The organism is Orrella marina (genome assembly GCF_003058465.1).
Classification (GTDB): Bacteria; Pseudomonadota; Gammaproteobacteria; order Burkholderiales; family Burkholderiaceae_B; genus Algicoccus; species Algicoccus marinus.
The window spans coordinates 2892832-2907924 of record NZ_CP028901.1 but is presented as its reverse complement, the minus strand read 5'-3'; the positions used below and the strand labels follow the sequence as shown (position 1 = coordinate 2907924).

Annotated in this window: 15 protein-coding genes; 5 read left to right on the top strand and 10 right to left on the bottom strand. The window is 57.4% G+C overall.

Annotated features, from left to right (window positions below; genetic code table 11):
- Positions 1-85: 85 nt before the first annotated feature.
- From lptB to DBV39_RS13145, 5 genes are read right to left on the bottom strand one after another with little or no spacing between them, the layout of a single operon-like run.
- Positions 86-859, bottom strand: coding sequence for an LPS export ABC transporter ATP-binding protein (gene lptB / locus DBV39_RS13165; RefSeq protein ID WP_193853028.1), 774 nt, complete (start codon positions 857-859; stop codon positions 86-88).
- Positions 860-918: 59 nt separating this feature from the next.
- Positions 919-1557 carry a lipopolysaccharide transport periplasmic protein LptA gene (gene lptA / locus DBV39_RS13160; protein WP_108621920.1) on the bottom strand — a complete coding sequence of 213 codons (639 nt, stop codon included), beginning with the start codon at positions 1555-1557 and terminating at the stop codon, positions 919-921.
- Positions 1554-2153: an LPS export ABC transporter periplasmic protein LptC gene (gene lptC / locus DBV39_RS13155; protein WP_108621919.1), complete on the bottom strand. Its 600-nt coding sequence runs from the start codon at positions 2151-2153 to the stop codon at positions 1554-1556. Before lptC ends, lptA begins: the two co-directional genes overlap by 4 nt.
- A 13-nt stretch (positions 2154-2166) precedes the next feature.
- Complete coding sequence (locus DBV39_RS13150) at positions 2167-2763, bottom strand: KdsC family phosphatase (RefSeq protein WP_108621918.1); 597 nt, start codon at positions 2761-2763, stop codon at positions 2167-2169.
- Positions 2760-3755, bottom strand: coding sequence for a KpsF/GutQ family sugar-phosphate isomerase (locus DBV39_RS13145; protein ID WP_108621917.1), 996 nt, complete (start codon positions 3753-3755; stop codon positions 2760-2762). The genes DBV39_RS13150 and DBV39_RS13145 overlap by 4 nt, the downstream gene beginning before the upstream one ends.
- Before the next feature lie 209 nt (positions 3756-3964).
- Between DBV39_RS13145 and purT the strand changes: the two genes are divergently transcribed.
- Complete coding sequence (gene purT / locus DBV39_RS13140) at positions 3965-5182, top strand: formate-dependent phosphoribosylglycinamide formyltransferase (protein ID WP_108621916.1); 1218 nt, start codon at positions 3965-3967, stop codon at positions 5180-5182.
- Positions 5183-5226: 44 nt separating this feature from the next.
- On the opposite strand, the gene ilvA is transcribed toward purT, so the two are convergent.
- Positions 5227-6735 (bottom strand): threonine ammonia-lyase, biosynthetic, encoded by a 1509-nt coding sequence (ilvA, locus tag DBV39_RS13135; protein ID WP_108621915.1) that lies wholly within the window; start codon positions 6733-6735, stop codon positions 5227-5229.
- An 8-nt stretch (positions 6736-6743) separates the two neighbouring features.
- Here ilvA and DBV39_RS13130 point away from each other — a divergent pair, with 8 nt between their 5' ends.
- The 4 genes from DBV39_RS13130 (at position 6744) to DBV39_RS13120 (ending at position 11999) form a co-directional block, all read left to right on the top strand.
- Positions 6744-7406 (top strand): nucleotidyltransferase family protein, encoded by a 663-nt coding sequence (locus tag DBV39_RS13130; RefSeq protein ID WP_108621914.1) that lies wholly within the window; start codon positions 6744-6746, stop codon positions 7404-7406.
- On the top strand, positions 7406-7849 hold the full coding sequence (locus DBV39_RS13125; RefSeq protein ID WP_159078951.1) for a YqaA family protein: 444 nt from the start codon (positions 7406-7408) through the stop codon (positions 7847-7849). Before DBV39_RS13130 ends, DBV39_RS13125 begins: the two co-directional genes overlap by 1 nt.
- 221 nt (positions 7850-8070) lie before the next feature.
- On the top strand, positions 8071-9474 hold the full coding sequence (locus DBV39_RS20650) for a DUF3683 domain-containing protein (RefSeq protein ID WP_407669201.1): 1404 nt from the start codon (positions 8071-8073) through the stop codon (positions 9472-9474).
- Positions 9435-11999, top strand: a complete 2565-nt coding sequence (locus DBV39_RS13120; RefSeq protein WP_407669292.1) for a DUF3400 domain-containing protein — start codon at positions 9435-9437, stop codon at positions 11997-11999. The genes DBV39_RS20650 and DBV39_RS13120 overlap by 40 nt, the downstream gene beginning before the upstream one ends.
- A gap of 113 nt (positions 12000-12112) precedes the next feature.
- Here the strand turns inward: DBV39_RS13120 and DBV39_RS13115 are convergent, their stop codons facing one another.
- From DBV39_RS13115 to DBV39_RS13100, 4 genes are read right to left on the bottom strand one after another with little or no spacing between them, the layout of a single operon-like run.
- Entirely contained in the window at positions 12113-12871 is a 759-nt protein-coding gene (locus DBV39_RS13115) for a LamB/YcsF family protein (RefSeq protein WP_108621912.1), read from the bottom strand.
- Positions 12855-13910 (bottom strand): 5-oxoprolinase subunit C family protein, encoded by a 1056-nt coding sequence (locus DBV39_RS13110; protein WP_108621911.1) that lies wholly within the window; start codon positions 13908-13910, stop codon positions 12855-12857. Before DBV39_RS13110 ends, DBV39_RS13115 begins: the two co-directional genes overlap by 17 nt.
- Complete coding sequence (gene pxpB / locus DBV39_RS13105; protein ID WP_108621910.1) at positions 13907-14644, bottom strand: 5-oxoprolinase subunit PxpB; 738 nt, start codon at positions 14642-14644, stop codon at positions 13907-13909. The genes DBV39_RS13110 and pxpB overlap by 4 nt, the downstream gene beginning before the upstream one ends.
- Positions 14645-14657: 13 nt before the next feature.
- The gene (locus DBV39_RS13100; protein ID WP_108621909.1) at positions 14658-15092 is read right to left on the bottom strand and encodes a VOC family protein; all 435 of its coding nucleotides are present in this window, start codon (positions 15090-15092) and stop codon (positions 14658-14660) included.
- Between the last annotated feature and the right edge of the window lies 1 nt (position 15093).

The window sequence follows — 15093 nt, the reverse complement described above, 5'->3', positions numbered from 1 at the left end:
GTGATGCTGCAACGTGTGAAACTTCATGTACGAGCTTTTAGTGTATCGGGTTGAGGCAGGAAATCAAGCTTGCCGGAGCCAGTTGTTACATCCGGAAATGTTCCCCGAGATAAACCCTGCGAACAACCTCGTCTTCGACGATGTCAGCGGGCTTGCCATTCGTGAGGACCGTTCCCTCACTGATGATGTAAGCCCGATCACAAATGCCCAGTGTTTCGCGTACGTTGTGGTCAGTAATCAGGACACCAATGTTGCGGCCTTTGAGAAATCGCACGATCCGCTGGATCTCGATCACTGCGATGGGGTCCACGCCAGCAAAAGGCTCATCCAGAAGAATGAAGCGCGGACTGGTTGCGAGTGCTCTGGCGATCTCGACACGTCTTCTTTCGCCACCTGACAATGAAAGAGCACTGTTGTCACGCAAGTGGCCAATCTGCAACTCATCCAGAAGTTGCTCGAGCCGGGTCCCGATTTCCTTGCGACCAATACGTTTCCCGTGCTCGTCGCGTTGCAGCTCAAGCACGGCCCTGATGTTTTGTTCGACTGTCAGTCGCCGGAACACCGAAGCATCCTGGGGCAGGTAGGAAAGCCCGCGTCTCGCACGCTGATGGATAGGCATGCTTGTGATCGGCGTACCATCGATCGATATCCGACCTGCTTCCGCACGGACCAGCCCAACGATCATGTAAAAACTGGTCGTTTTGCCAGCACCATTGGGACCAAGCAGACCGACAACTTCCCCGCTGTCAACTGAAAGTGAAACGTCCTGAACGACCATTCTGCCGCCGTAAGACTTGCGCAGTCCAACGGCGGCAAGCCTGCCTTGCCTGGCTGCCGGCTCTGTGTTCAGGGTGGGCATGTTCTCGTTTGATGTCATTGGGGTCGAGTAAAAAATGGGGGTCAGTGCTTCAGGCCGTTTCACTGCATTCGGGGAACTTCGGGAATGCTGGCGCCGGATGCCTGCAGTTTGCTACAAGCCTCGATGGCAGCATCAATCTTGCTGCGTGGCTGAGCAATTGAGCGTACCCGCCCTTGCGGGTTCTCTGACCCCGGGCCTCCAAACGCACGGTAAGTATCGGATTTCTGGTCATACCTGACGCGTTCTCCGCTGATGGTGTCAAACGGCCTGCCGCAGATAAAGCGAACCAGTAGCGCCCTGTCGATCAAATCAAACGTTTCATGCCTGCCGTCGTACTCTGCTCGCTCTCCCAGCCCGACCAGCACCTCGAACTTCGCCGGGTTCTCCTGACGGATATAGACTCGCTTACCCGCGGCAACGGTCGCTGTGCCGTACTGGAAACCTTCGTCATCTTCCTTCAGGTCAAGCTGGTCGGCGGTCATCGTCAGCGGACCACGGGTCATGATCACATTTCCGGTAAACCGGCTTGTCTTGCTGGTGTCGTTGTAGGTCAGTGTGTCGGACAGGATCTGGGTTGCAGGGTCTTCCTGTGCTCCGTCGCCCGATGTCGCACTGTCAAGAAAGCCCGTCTGCGCGAAAGCCGTTCCGCCCAGAGACATGCTCAGCAGCAGTGCGGCCGTTAAAAGCGGCTTTTTCATTCTGATTCACTCCCCTCTTGTGTCATCCGAGGCGCTATCTCAAGGTCGCTCGATTTGTAGACATTGAGTTCGCGAGTCTTGTTGTCATAGTGCATGCCGGTACCCGACAGGCGGGACATGCCGCGTACAGCGACCGCGGGTAGCTCAGTGTAGGCGACATCCTCTTCGGCAAGCAGGTGGATTTCATCGCTGGTGATGTTTAGCGGCTCGGTCTGCTCGTCGCCGAGCCGGATCATGACCGCATCGCCCTTCATCAGGATGCGGTCACCTTGATCCAGTATGGCTGCTGTGTTGGAGGTCGCAACAGTTACCGGTGAATCGGGCTGCATGTTGAAGGCTCTCGGGAGCTGGATCTCGTAGGAGTCGTCATCCGGAAAGTGCTCCATGTAGTCACCTTCCAGCCGGTTATATGCCAATCCTGTTTCGTTCGTGCGGATGATGGTGACGTTACGTGCCCATGTGTCGGGGTCGTGCGTGGCCCGAGCCGGTGCATCAAGCTCCACGGCTCGTGTGGTGTACTCGGCAGCAATCCAGGTTCCGATCACAAGAGCAATCAGAATCAGGATTGATGCAATGGTGGGCAATCGGTCCTTCATCGAGATTCAGATTTCATTGGGTCACGCCACCCGGAATCACCCGGTCAGGACGAAACTGTGCGCCGAGCCGGCCCTGCGCAGCCAGGATCAGGTCGCAGCACTCTCTCACTGCGCCATGTCCACCCGGAACCTGAGTCGTCCAGTGCGCGCCTTGCGCAACGTAGGCTGGCGCATTGGGCACCGTGACGGCAAATCCTGCTCGCTGGAGGGCAGGCATGTCAATGATGTCGTCTCCCATGTAACCGACATGCTCCAGTGCAATCTCATGCTGTGAGGCCAGTGTGGTCAGCGCCAGACCTTTGTCTCGTGCGCCCTGAGTGACATCGCCAATACCGAGTTCGGCTGCCCGCATGGCCACGATAGGACCCTGACGGGCGGTGATCAACGCGACCTTCACTCCGCTGGTGGCCAGCATCTTGAGGCCATGTCCGTCAAGGACATTGAACCGCTTGAGCATTTCGCCTTGCTCGGAGTACCAGAGACTGCCGTCGGTCAGAATGCCGTCGACATCGAAAACCATGAGCCGAACGCTTGCGGCACGCTGTATAACACTGGCAGGAGCCCGTGCGAGGATGAGTGCTTCAGCGGGATGGGAAACTTGTTCAGTCATATGATCTTTGCGTGCATCAAATCGTGCATGTGAAGGGCGCCGGCAAGCTTGCCGTGTGTATCGGCAACCAGCAACTGGGTGATCTTGCGATCGTCCATGATCTTGGCGGCATCAATGGCCATGGCCAGAGCATCGATCAGCTGGGGATTAGCTGTCATGCCCGCAGTCACTGACAGACTGCGAACGTCCCCCTTTTGTTCCAGCAGGCGCCTGAGGTCGCCGTCTGTAAAGATACCGACAGCTTGTCCGTTTTCGTCGACAACAGCTGTCATGCCCATGCCCTTGCGTGACATTTCTTCCAGAGTTTCGGTGATTGAGGCGGTTGACTGCACTACGGGCATGGCCGGGCCAGTGCGCATGACATCGGCAACCCGGGTCAGCAGACGCCGGCCAAGGGTGCCACCCGGATGCGCGCGCGCAAAATCGTGTGCGTTGAACTGGCGCGCATTCAGGCAGGCGACTGCCAGTGCATCACCGAGCGCAAGTGTGACGGTCGTGCTGGTTGTGGGGGCAAGATTCAGCGGACACGCCTCGCTCTGCACCGCAATGTCCAGGCAGTGATCAGATAGTCGAGCCAGCTCGGACTCAGGATTGCCTGTGATGGCGATGACGGTGATGCCGAGTCTTCTTGCGCCGGGCACGATCGCCTGCCATTCCTGTCCTGATCCCGAGTACGAAATCGCGACCAGCAAGTCCTCACGGGTCATGGTGCCCAGATCGCCATGCAGCGCTTCTGCGGCGTGCATGAAAAGTGAGGGCGTGCCGGTCGAGCTCAGTGTGGCAGCAATTTTTCTGGCGATATGTCCAGACTTGCCCAGCCCACTTACGATGATGCGTCCCCGGCAGTCCAGTAGCGCCCGGACGGCGGTCACGAATGGCGGACCCAGCCGTTCACTCAGGGATTTGATGGCCAGACTTTCGATTTCCAGGGTTCGCTTGCCGTCGGCAAGGATCGGCTCGGCATTGTTGCGGATTTCTAATTCTTCTCTCATTTGCTGATTTTAAAACATCGCGAGGGAATTCCCCAGCGATCTGGCTCTGGGTGGGCGGTCTGAGGAGAGGGCTTCTGGACTCTGCCTTTGGCAGGCACAACCAGGGTCGCTCTGGGAGGCGGGTCGTGTCAGACGTTTCACAGCGTGTTAAAACACGGAGCAGCATGGCCTGGTGAGAGCCCGGGCATTATTTTGTTCTGGAGAACCTGATGTCTTTGCCTGATACCCCTGTCTGGGGCACTCCGCTGAGTCCTGTTGCCCTCAAAGTCATGACCCTCGGCTCGGGGGAGCTTGGCAAGGAGGTCATCATTGCCTTGCAACGATTAGGCGTGGAAGTCATCGCCGTGGATCGGTACCCCAACGCACCGGGTCATCAGGTTGCCCATCACGCGGTGGTCGTCGATATGACCGACAGACAGGCGTTGCAGGCGGTGATCGACCAGTACCAGCCACATGTCATCGTACCGGAGATCGAAGCAATCGCGACTGATCTTCTGGTTGAAATCGAGGGAAAGAACGGACTTCGAGTGACCCCGACTGCACGCGCGGCACAATTGACTATGAACCGCGAGGGAATTCGTCGTCTGGCTGCGCAAACGCTTGGACTGGAAACCTCGGACTTCCGGTTTGCTGATACTTTGCAAGAACTACGTGACGGCGTTGCCGCTGTCGGGTTTCCCTGTGTGGTCAAGCCTGTGATGTCTTCTTCCGGTAAAGGGCAGAGTCTGCTTAGAAGTGACGCCGATATCGAGTCTGCTTGGTCCAGGGCGCAGACAGCCGGACGGACCGGGGCCGGGCGTGTGATTGTGGAAGGCTGGATCGACTTCGAGTACGAGATCACGCTGTTGACCGTCCGGGCCCGTAACCCGGACGGTGATGTCCAGACGTATTTCTGTGAGCCGATCGGGCACAGACAGGTTGATGGTGATTATGTCGAGAGCTGGCAGCCCCAGCCCATGAATCCGAAGGCGCTCGAGCGTGCGAGAGAGATCGCGCTGGCTGTGACCAGCAATCTGGGCGGACTGGGGATTTTTGGGGTGGAGTTGTTTGTCAAGGGCGATCAGGTCTGGTTCTCGGAGGTCAGCCCTCGCCCCCATGATACGGGTCTTGTGACGCTGGCTGCCCAGGTGCAGAGCGAGTTCGAACTGCATGCGAGGGCGTTGCTCGGGTTGCCAGTCGATGTCACGCTTCGCTCACCGGCGGCCAGCAGTGTCATTTACGGGGGAGTCGATGCCGATGCCGTGGTGTTTGAAGGCATGGCCCAGGCACTGGCGATCCCGGGCACCGATCTGCGGCTGTTCGGTAAACCGCAGTCCTTTGTGAAACGCCGGCTTGGCGTGGCTGTTGCTGCCGCAGCCGATGTTCAGATCGCTCGCGAGAACGCGCTGGAAGCCTCGTCAAACATCTACGTGCGGGCTGCCGGCTGACAGGATCGGGCGACAGTTTATCTGTCGCCCGACTTGGCTTGCGATCACAGAAATAGCCGGTATGCAGGGTTATCCGTTTCATTCCAGTGCGGGTATCCGATTTCGCTCAGAAATGCCTTGAAGCGCGTTTTCTGGCCTGGAGGTACCTGAATGCCGACCAGAATCTGACCGTAATCTGCTCCCTGATTACGGTAGTGGAACAGGCTGATGTTCCAGTCCGGATTCATGGTGTTGAGAAACCGCATCAGGGCGCCCGGCCTTTCCGGAAACTCGAATCGATACAGCAACTCATTGTCGGCCAGACCACTGCGGCCACCCACCATGTGGCGGAGGTGGGTTTTGGCCATTTCGTTGTGAGTCAGGTCAATGGTCGGGAAGCTCTTTTTCTCAAACTCGCTTGCAATACGTTCGGGCTCTTTTGGATTGCCGATCTGGATGCCGACAAACACGTGCGCTTTCTCGGCATCTGAAATGCGGTAATTGAACTCTGTCACATTTCGCGGACCGACCAGTTCGCATAGTTGCCGGAAACTGCCACGCTCTTCCGGCAAGGTGATCGCAAACAAAGCCTCTTTGGCCTCACCCACTTCTGCTCTTTCAGCGACAAACCGCAACCGGTCGAAATTCATGTTGGCACCGCAGGCGATCGCCACCACGGTTTTTCCCTGCCAGCGATGTTCGCTCATGTAACGCTTGGCGCCTGCGATCGCCAGTGCACCAGCCGGTTCGAGAATGTTGCGCGTATCCTGAAACACGTCTTTGATGCCCGCGCAGATCTCGTCCGTGTCGACTGTCACAAAGTCGTCAACAAACTCTTTTACCAGTTTGAAGGTTTCCACGCCGACTTGCTTGACTGCGGTACCGTCCGAGAAAAGTCCGACGTCGTTGAGCCGAATCCGCTTGCCGGCCCTGATACTGCGAATCATGGCGTCCGAGTCCTCGGTCTGCACGCCGATCACTTTGATCTCCGGGCGTAGCTGCTTGATATACGCGGCAACTCCTGCAATCAGTCCGCCACCGCCAATGGCCACGAACACTGCGTCGATTGAGTCCGGATGCTGGTGCAGTATCTCCATCGCGATCGTGCCCTGACCGGCAATGACGTCCGGATCGTCGAACGGGTGAACAAAGGTCAACTGTTCGGCTTTCTCCAGCTCGGTGGCTTTTTCGTAGGCATCGGTGAAACTGTCTCCGAACAACACTGTCTCGGCACCTAAACGTCTGACGGCCTCAATCTTCACCGGAGGCGTCGTGGTTGGCATCACTATGACTGCCCGACAGCCTAGTCTGGAGGCCGCCAGCGCAACACCTTGTGCGTGATTGCCCGCTGATGCAGCGATCACGCCGCGCGCTCGTGCCGCCGGACTCAGAAGTGCCATCTTGTTGTAGGCACCACGAAGCTTGAAACTGAAGACGGGCTGGGTGTCTTCGCGTTTGAACAGTACAGTATTGCCCGTTCTCTCCGAAAGTGCTTTGGCCTTTTCCAGCGGTGTCTGGATGGCAACGTCATACACTCTGGATGTCAGGATGCGTTTCAGGTAATCAGTAGACATAAAAACTCATGAACCAGGAATCTTTTTCATTATCCCACGTGCCATCGAGGATTGGCGGTTTGCTGCTTGCTGCCGGTCGAGGTCGTCGCTTTGACCCTGACGGAAAGCAACAGAAGCTGCGTGCCCGTCTTGCACACGGAGAGGTGCTTGTTGTTGCGAGTGCCAGTCGGCTGTTGCCGTGGGTCGATCACCTGACTGTGGTCGTCGGACCACACAGCAGCGGATTGGTGAGGGAGTTTGCCGGCCTGGCCGTGAATGTGGTGGTCTGTTCGCAGGCAGACGCAGGACCAGGTGCGACGCTGCGTTGCGGGCTGCGGGCCAGTGCCAGGGCGGTTGCCAGTGAGCCGCCAGACGGGTGGCTGATCGCGCTGGGCGATATGCCATTTATTGCCCCTGACACCTATCGTCTGATGTGTGCGCGGTTGATGGACGGTATCGCTGCACGCCGGTCTGCTGTCTGGCGTCCGACCTATGCTGACAGGCCAGGCCATCCTGTGGCGGTGTCAGCTACTGCAGTGGATCGCTATCTTTTGCAGCAGGCTCATCCGGGTAAAGGTGAGATGCCGGGGCTGGCTGCCTTGTGGCGCAAGGAGCCTGAGTTGTTACAGCAGATACCGGTCAGTGACGACGGATGTATCCGGGATGTCGATCGGCCGCAGGACCTGCTCTGATGCTCGCGGGAGCCGGTCTGGCAGGTTTGTTCGTGACAGGGCTGGTTGCCTCCACGCTGTTACCGCTCGCATCCGAGCCTGTGATGGTCGCCTATTTGCTCGCCAATCCTGATATTGCGAGGTGGATGCCGGTACTTGCGATCGGACTAGGTAACACGCTCGGTGGTGTCATTACCTATCTGATGGGACGAGGGCTGAGATTGGCCTGGTTGAGGTGGCGGCCTGATGATGCACCTGAAGGCAAGGTGGCTGCCCGGGCAAGAGCCAGCGTGGAGCGGTTTGGCCCACTGGCTCTGGTGATGTCATGGCTGCCGGTCATTGGAGACCCTTTGTGTCTGATTGCAGGGAGTCTGCGACTGTCCTTCCAGGCGTGTGTATTCTGGATTGCGCTGGGCAAGTTTGGCCGGTACGCGACGCTCGCCTGGTTGACTCCAGTGATCTGATTTGTAGATTGAAGGTCTCCGAAAGAGGTGACTCCGGGAGACAGGTTCCCATCGCTGGGTAGCCCGGGCCAGTTGCCGCAGGGGTTGCCTCGTATCTCCCCAAACTCTGGAAGGAACTGTGGGCAACGCTGAACAAGTCCGTCCAGTGCCCTAAAATGCGTGTTTGCCGGTCGAATTTTGTTTGACGACCGCCGTTTCCGAGCTGTCAGCAAAAAGTCTCCATGAATGCTCCTATAGCCAGTCACCTGCTTGCGTCCAAGCCAGCCAGTCATCCAGATACACGTCTGCGAGAGATTCCGTATAACTACACGTCATTCTCTGACAGGGAAGTGGTTTGTCGCCTTCTTGGCGAGCAGGCCTGGACTCTGCTGAGCGAGCTCAGGCAGGAGCGCCAGACTGGTCGCTCGGCGCGCATGTTGTACGAGGTGCTGGGCGATATCTGGGTGGTCCAGCGCAACCCCTATCTCCAGGATGACCTTCTTGATAACCCGAAACGTTGCAAGTTGCTGATTGAGGCGTTGCAGCACAGGTTGCGAGAGGTCGACACGCGACGGGCATCTGATAACCTGGAGCGTGACGAGAAAGTGGCGGCACTGCTAAAGCATGCCCGACGTGCGGTCACAGATTTCGAACAGAGCTTTAGTCAGACCGGCGCGCTACGCAAACAGGTCTCCCGAGTGCTGGGCAAGCTGACCGCGCGTGACAACATCAAGTTTGACGCACTCTCGCGTGTGTCGCACGTCACTGATGCAACTGACTGGCGAGTCGAGTATCCGTTTGTCGTACTGACGCCAGACGACGAGAGCGAGATGGCGGCCCTGGTGCGCGGCTGTATTGATCTGGGGCTGACCATCATTCCCAGAGGGGGCGGAACTGGCTACACAGGTGGTGCCCTGCCTCTCACCTGGCGCAGCGCAGTGATCAATACCGAGAAGCTCGAAACGTTGGGAGAGGTTGAACTCACGCCGTTGCCGGGTCTTGATCAGCCTGTTGCCACCATCCGTACTGGTGCGGGGGTTGTGACTCGCCGTGTGGCTGAGGCGGCCGAGCATGCCGGTTACGTTTTTGCGGTTGACCCGACCTCGGCCGATGCGTCCTGTGTCGGCGGAAACGTTGCCATGAATGCAGGTGGCAAAAAGGCGGTGCTCTGGGGAACTGCGCTGGACAACCTGGCGTGGTGGCGCATGGTTGATCCGGAGGGAAACTGGCTGGATGTCACCCGGGTTGGTCACAACCTGGGCAAGATTCACGATGTGGACGTGGCCCGGTTCGAGCTTTCCTGGTCAGATGGGCAACAGGCGCCGGGTGAGCGAGTATTACGTAGCGAGACGCTCGAGATTGAAGGGCGCACGTTTCGCAAGGTCGGGCTTGGCAAGGATGTGACGGACAAGTTCTTGTCGGGACTGCCCGGCGTACAGAAGGAAGGCTGTGATGGGCTCATCACGGCAGCACGCTGGGTGGTGCATCGCATGCCTGCACATACCCGTACGGTCTGTCTCGAGTTCTTCGGACAGGCGAGAAACGCGATTCCGTCGATTGTCGAGATCAAGGATTATCTGGATGCACAGACCCGCTCGGGGGCGCCATTCTGGCGGGCCTCGAGCACCTGGACGAGCGCTACCTGAGAGCGGTCGGTTATGCGACCAAGAGCAAGCGCGGTGGTCTTCCAAAGATGGTTCTGATCGGTGACATAGTTGGCGATGAAGACGCAGTGGTTGCTGCAGCCTGTAGTGAAGTCGTGCGAATGGCCAACACCCGTCATGGCGAGGGTTTTGTGGCTGTCAGCCCGGAAGCTCGCAAGAAATTCTGGCTCGACCGCTCACGAACTGCCGCGATCGCACGTCATACCAACGCTTTCAAAATCAATGAAGATGTTGTGATACCGTTGCATCGCATGGGTGAGTACACCGATGCGATCGAGCGTATCAATATTGAGCTTTCAACGCGCAACAAGCTTCGCCTGATCGATCAGCTTGTCACCCGCCTTGATGAGCCCTTTCCCAAGGGTAAGCTGGTTGACGGACTGTCGAGTGACGAGCTTCTTGCCCAGCGGCGTCAGCAGGTGCTTGAACTTCTGGACAGTGTCCGGGTTCGATGGCAGTGGGTGCTTGATCACCTGGATACAGCGCTCTCTGACGCAGTCACGGTGTTTGCGCGTTACGGACTCGAATCGCTGGTTCAGGTGGCGCAGATGCGACTGCAACAGCAGCCGGATGCCACGCTGTTCGATGTTGTTCAGGACCGAACACTGCGCATCTCATGGAAAGTGGAGATTTTGCGGCATCTGGAAGACATCCTTGGCGGCAACGATCTCTCTCTTGTTTTGAACGAATTACAGGCCGTGCACGCCAAAGTTCTCAAGAGCCGCGTATTTGTTGCGTTACATATGCATGCGGGTGACGGTAATGTGCACACCAATATTCCGGTCAATTCGGAAGACTACGCCATGCTGCGCGAGGCCAACGAGACGGTGGTGCGTATCATGCAGGTTGCGCGTGATCTGGACGGGGTGATATCGGGTGAGCATGGAATTGGCCTGACCAAGCTTGAGTTTCTGACTGATGTTGAGCTCAAACCGTTCAAAGACTATAAGGATCGTATCGATCCTCAGGGCCATTTCAATGCAGGCAAACTCATGCCCGGATCAGACTTGAGAAACGCCTGGACGCCAAGTTTCGGATTGCTTGGTCACGAGTCGCTGATCATGCAGCAAAGCGATATCGGCAACATCAGTACGTCGATCAAGGACTGTCTGCGTTGCGGCAAGTGCAAGCCCGTGTGTGCAACCCATGTGCCACGCGCGAATCTGCTGTATTCACCTCGCAACAAGATTCTCGCCACATCGCTTTTGATTGAAGCCTTCCTGTACGAGGAGCAGACTCGCCGTGGTGTCAGTCTGAAGCACTGGGAAGAGTTCGAGGACGTTGCAGATCACTGCACTGTTTGCCATAAATGCTACACACCCTGTCCGGTCGACATCGATTTCGGGGAAGTCTCCATGAATATGCGTGCGCTTTTGCGCCGCATGGGACGCAAGTCCTTTAATCCTGGTACGACGGCAGCCATGTTCTTTCTGAACGCCAAGGATCCGGCTACGATCAATGCCACCCGGACCGCCATGGTTTCAGTCGGCTACAAGCTTCAGCGCACGGCTAACAATCTTCTGTCCAAAGTGGCTCACAAGCAGACCGGGAAGCCGCCGGCGACAGTCGGCAAGGCACCTCTGCGCGAACAGGTAGTGCACTTCATTAACAAGAAAATGCCAGGTGGACTCCCCAAGAAGCCGGCTCGCAAGCTGCTTGATATCGAGGATGCGAACTACGTTCCGGTTATTCGTGATCCGGTAAGGACCAAGGTTGATTCGGAAGCTGTCTTCTACTTTCCGGGATGTGGCTCAGAGCGGCTTTTCTCTCAGGTTGGTCTGGCCACGCAAGCTATGCTCTGGCACGCAGGAGTGCAAACAGTTCTTCCACCCGGCTACCTGTGCTGTGGTTATCCTCAGCGTGGCAACGGCATGTACGACAAGGCAGAGAAAATCATCACCGATAACCGGGTTCTGTTTCATCGCGTAGCCAACACACTGAACTATCTGGATATCAAGACGGTGGTGGTGAGTTGTGGCACCTGCTACGACCAACTGCAGGGATACGAGTTTGACAAGATCTTCCCTGGTTCCCGACTGATTGACATTCACGAGTATCTGCTGGAAAAGAATGTCAAACTTGAGGGTATCCAGGGCGTTCGATACATGTACCACGACCCCTGTCATACACCTATGAAGCTTCAGGATCCCATGAAGACCGTACGGTCGCTGGTTGGTGATGATGCGATCAAGACTGATCGCTGCTGCGGGGAGTCAGGCACGCTCGCGGTGACACGTCCTGACATCTCGACGCAGGTCAGGTTCAGAAAGGAGCAGGAACTGGAGAAGAACGTATCAACCCTGCGCGCAGACGGGTTTACGGGCGAACTCAAGATGCTGACCTCGTGCCCGTCCTGTTTGCAAGGCTTGTCACGTTATGGTGATGACACCGGTGCGAATGCAGACTACATCGTGGTCGAGATGGCCAGGCACATTCTCGGACCAACCTGGATGGAAGATTATGTCAATCAGGCCAACAATGGTGGTATCGAACGCGTTCTGGTTTGACCGATCGATGATGCGTTGAATAATGAAGCCCCTCGAAATGATCTTCGAGGGGCTTCATTTGCGACGGGCTATTGCCCCTGCTACCAGCTTCACCGGAGAGTCATCTGGCTGGACTAGAGCGCCCCGACTTCTATGTTTGCCTCTTTCAGGGCATTGCGGATCGCTTGTGCGAACGATACGGCATCAGGCTGATCTCCGTGCAGGCACAGGGTGTCGGCCTGGACCGGGACTTGTGTGCCATCCTGGGCGATGAAGATCTTTTCTTTTACCATTCTTAAAACTTGCTCAATCGACAGACTGACATCTGTGATCATGGCGCCCGGCAGATTGCGTGGAGTCAGGCTGCCGTCTGACTGATAGGAGCGGTCGCCAAACACTTCGCTCGCGGTTCGAAGTCCGAGTGCTTTGGCTTCATCAATCATGATCGTGCCTGCCAACCCAAAAAACACCAGTGAAGGGTCGACGTCGTGCACGGCTCTGGCGAGCCCTCTGGCAAGTGCCTGGTTCTTGACGGCCATGTTGTAAAGCATGCCGTGAGCCTTGACGTGGTTCAGCTTTGCGCCTTGTGAGGCGGCGACGCCTGCGAGCGCACCGATCTGCACGACAGCCATGTCATAGGCCTCCTGCTCGGTAATCTGCATGAAACGACGTCCAAACCCCTGCAAATCCGGTAGTCCCGGGTGTGCGCCGATGGCAACGCCGTGAGCAATTGCACAGGCAACTGTCTCGCGCATTGTGGCTGGGTCGCCTGCGTGAAACCCGCAGGCGATGTTGGCTGAGGACACATAAGGCATGATGGCCCGGTCGTGCCCCATTTTCCAGGTCCCGAAACTCTCCCCCATGTCACAGTTCAGATCAAGCTTCAGGTTCAATTGCGATCCCCTTTTGTTCAATGGTTTCTGGTTCCAGCGCTTCCGAAAGTAATTGTCGCACTCGCGCCATGTCAACACGAAGCACGGCGAACGCTTCTTCGCGAACTGCATCTAGCCGTTGGGCCTGAGAATGATCGATCAGTGTGAAGCGCACCAGATCGCCTGGCTTTTTCTGTGCCAGAATCGGCAGATCGACGCTCGCGACGGTTGCAATCTTTGGGTAGCCACCTGTTGTCTGGCGATCAGCCATCAGAATGATGGGCTGGCCGGAGCCGGGAACCTGGATGGTACCAAACGCAGCGCCCTCGGAGATCATCTGCCGGGATTGTGCCATCTCGAGTCTGGGGCCTTCCAGGCGGTAGCCCATGCGTTCGGACTCCGTGCATATCCGCCATTCGGTTGCCAGCAGGCTAGCGCAACTGTCCGGTGTGAACTCGCCCCACAGGTGGCTACGAATGATGCGGACAAGCGATTTTCTGCCAGTCAACTGCCCGATTACGCTCGGAAGGTAGATGCTCTGTTGCCAGATCCGCTCTGCCAGGTCTTTCAGCATGGCCGTGTCGTCCGGGAGGCTGCGATTGATATCGATGCTGTCGCCCTTGCGCAGGGCCCGCCCCTGCCAGCCACCCAGTCCGGCGCGCAGATAAGTGCTCTGGCTCCCCATGACGACAGGCAGATTGAATCCGCCATGAACGGCCATGTATGTTCTGGCACCGGTTTTTGTGGTGCCCAGCTTCAGCGTCTGGCCAGCCTGAATCAGAATGGGACGGTAAGGGACAATGCGACGACCGTCGCAGCGCGCATCCATGTCTGCGCCCGTGAGACTGATGCAGCAGGATTTTTCAAACTGGATCGTCGGTCCGATCAAGGTCATCTCGAGTGTTGCCCAGTCCCTCTCGTTACCAACCAGGAGGTTGGCTACATGATGGGCCTGCACGTCCATGGCGCCCGTTACCGAAACGCCAAGATGCTGATGCCCCCATCGACCTTTGTCCTGAAATGAGGACAGCAGGCCGGGCTTTTCTATGCGCAGCGTCATGTGGACGACTCCATCTGGCGTGCGCGAATCACGTCAAACTGCGCGCTGTTGATCGGCTCGAATCGTACCTCGTCTCCTGGTTGCAACAGTGTTGGAGATTCGGCGTCCGGATTGAACAGTCTGAGCGGGGTTGCGCCAATGATGTGCCAGCCTCCGGGTAGCCGGTTAGGGTAGATCGTACTCTGTTGGTTGGCGATGCCGACCGAGCCTGCTGGTACTGCGGTTCTGGGCGTGTCACGTCTGGGGATTGCAAATCGCTCGTCGTGAATGCCGATGTATGGATGCCCCGGTGCGAACCCAAGCAGAAATACGCGCAGCGGCTCTGCTGCGTGCGCGTCGATGACCGCCTGCGCAGACAGTCCCATCGCACTGGCAACGTCCATCAGGTCTGGGCCGTGCTCGCCACCATAGCAGACCGGGATCACGATATGCCGGCCCTGGATTCTGGACAGCCCATCCTCGCCTTGTGCACCTATGGCGCTAATGTGAGCGAGGATCTTCTGTTGCAAAAGGGCAGCAGGATCCTTGCCCAGTCCCGCAGATGGCTCAAAATAGACCGTCACCGACACAAAGGAGGCGACTACGTCGAGGACGCCATCGATTTCGTCTGAGCGAAGCCGCGCAGCGAGCGCCAGACATCGTAGTCCGGTCGATTCGTCAATACGTTCACCCAGATCGACCGTCAGACAGCGATCACCCTGGTGACGGAATCTGGGAGGAGTGTCAAATGCCATGTGTACTGGCCTGTCACTTCGCAAACAGGGAGCTCATGTCCTTGAATGCCTTGATTTCGATGGCATTGCCAGATGGGTCATGGAAGAACATTGTGGCTTGCTCACCTACCTCGCCTTTAAAACGGACGTATGGTTCTATTACGAACTTCGTTCCGACCGATTTGAGCTTGTCTGCCAGTACCTCCCACTCGGGGATCGACAAAACCGCTCCGAAGTGACGAACCGGAACTTGCTGGCTGTCGACCGAGCTCGTTGCAGCCTGGGTGCACTCGTCCGGAGAGAGGTGTGCAACGATCTGATGGCCGTAGAAATTGAAGTCCACCCACTCGTCAGAGCTGCGGCCTTCGGGACAGCCGAGCAGTTCTCCGTAGAACTGACGGGCTTCGGCAAGGTCACGAACCGGGAAGGCCAGATGGAAGGGGGGCATGGATGGCGTGGCAGCTGGCATG

Coding starts and splice junctions, on each gene's coding strand:
- lptB (WP_193853028.1), bottom strand. CDS start 859: ATGCCCACCCTGAACACAGAGCCGGCAGCCAGGCAAGGCAGGCTTGCC.
- lptA (WP_108621920.1), bottom strand. CDS start 1,557: ATGAAAAAGCCGCTTTTAACGGCCGCACTGCTGCTGAGCATGTCTCTG.
- lptC (WP_108621919.1), bottom strand. CDS start 2,153: ATGAAGGACCGATTGCCCACCATTGCATCAATCCTGATTCTGATTGCT.
- DBV39_RS13150 (WP_108621918.1), bottom strand. CDS start 2,763: ATGACTGAACAAGTTTCCCATCCCGCTGAAGCACTCATCCTCGCACGG.
- DBV39_RS13145 (WP_108621917.1), bottom strand. CDS start 3,755: ATGAGAGAAGAATTAGAAATCCGCAACAATGCCGAGCCGATCCTTGCC.
- purT (WP_108621916.1), top strand. CDS start 3,965: ATGTCTTTGCCTGATACCCCTGTCTGGGGCACTCCGCTGAGTCCTGTT.
- ilvA (WP_108621915.1), bottom strand. CDS start 6,735: ATGTCTACTGATTACCTGAAACGCATCCTGACATCCAGAGTGTATGAC.
- DBV39_RS13130 (WP_108621914.1), top strand. CDS start 6,744: ATGAACCAGGAATCTTTTTCATTATCCCACGTGCCATCGAGGATTGGC.
- DBV39_RS13125 (WP_159078951.1), top strand. CDS start 7,406: ATGCTCGCGGGAGCCGGTCTGGCAGGTTTGTTCGTGACAGGGCTGGTT.
- DBV39_RS20650 (WP_407669201.1), top strand. CDS start 8,071: ATGAATGCTCCTATAGCCAGTCACCTGCTTGCGTCCAAGCCAGCCAGT.
- DBV39_RS13110 (WP_108621911.1), bottom strand. CDS start 13,910: ATGACGCTGCGCATAGAAAAGCCCGGCCTGCTGTCCTCATTTCAGGAC.
- pxpB (WP_108621910.1), bottom strand. CDS start 14,644: ATGGCATTTGACACTCCTCCCAGATTCCGTCACCAGGGTGATCGCTGT.
- DBV39_RS13100 (WP_108621909.1), bottom strand. CDS start 15,092: ATGCCAGCTGCCACGCCATCCATGCCCCCCTTCCATCTGGCCTTCCCG.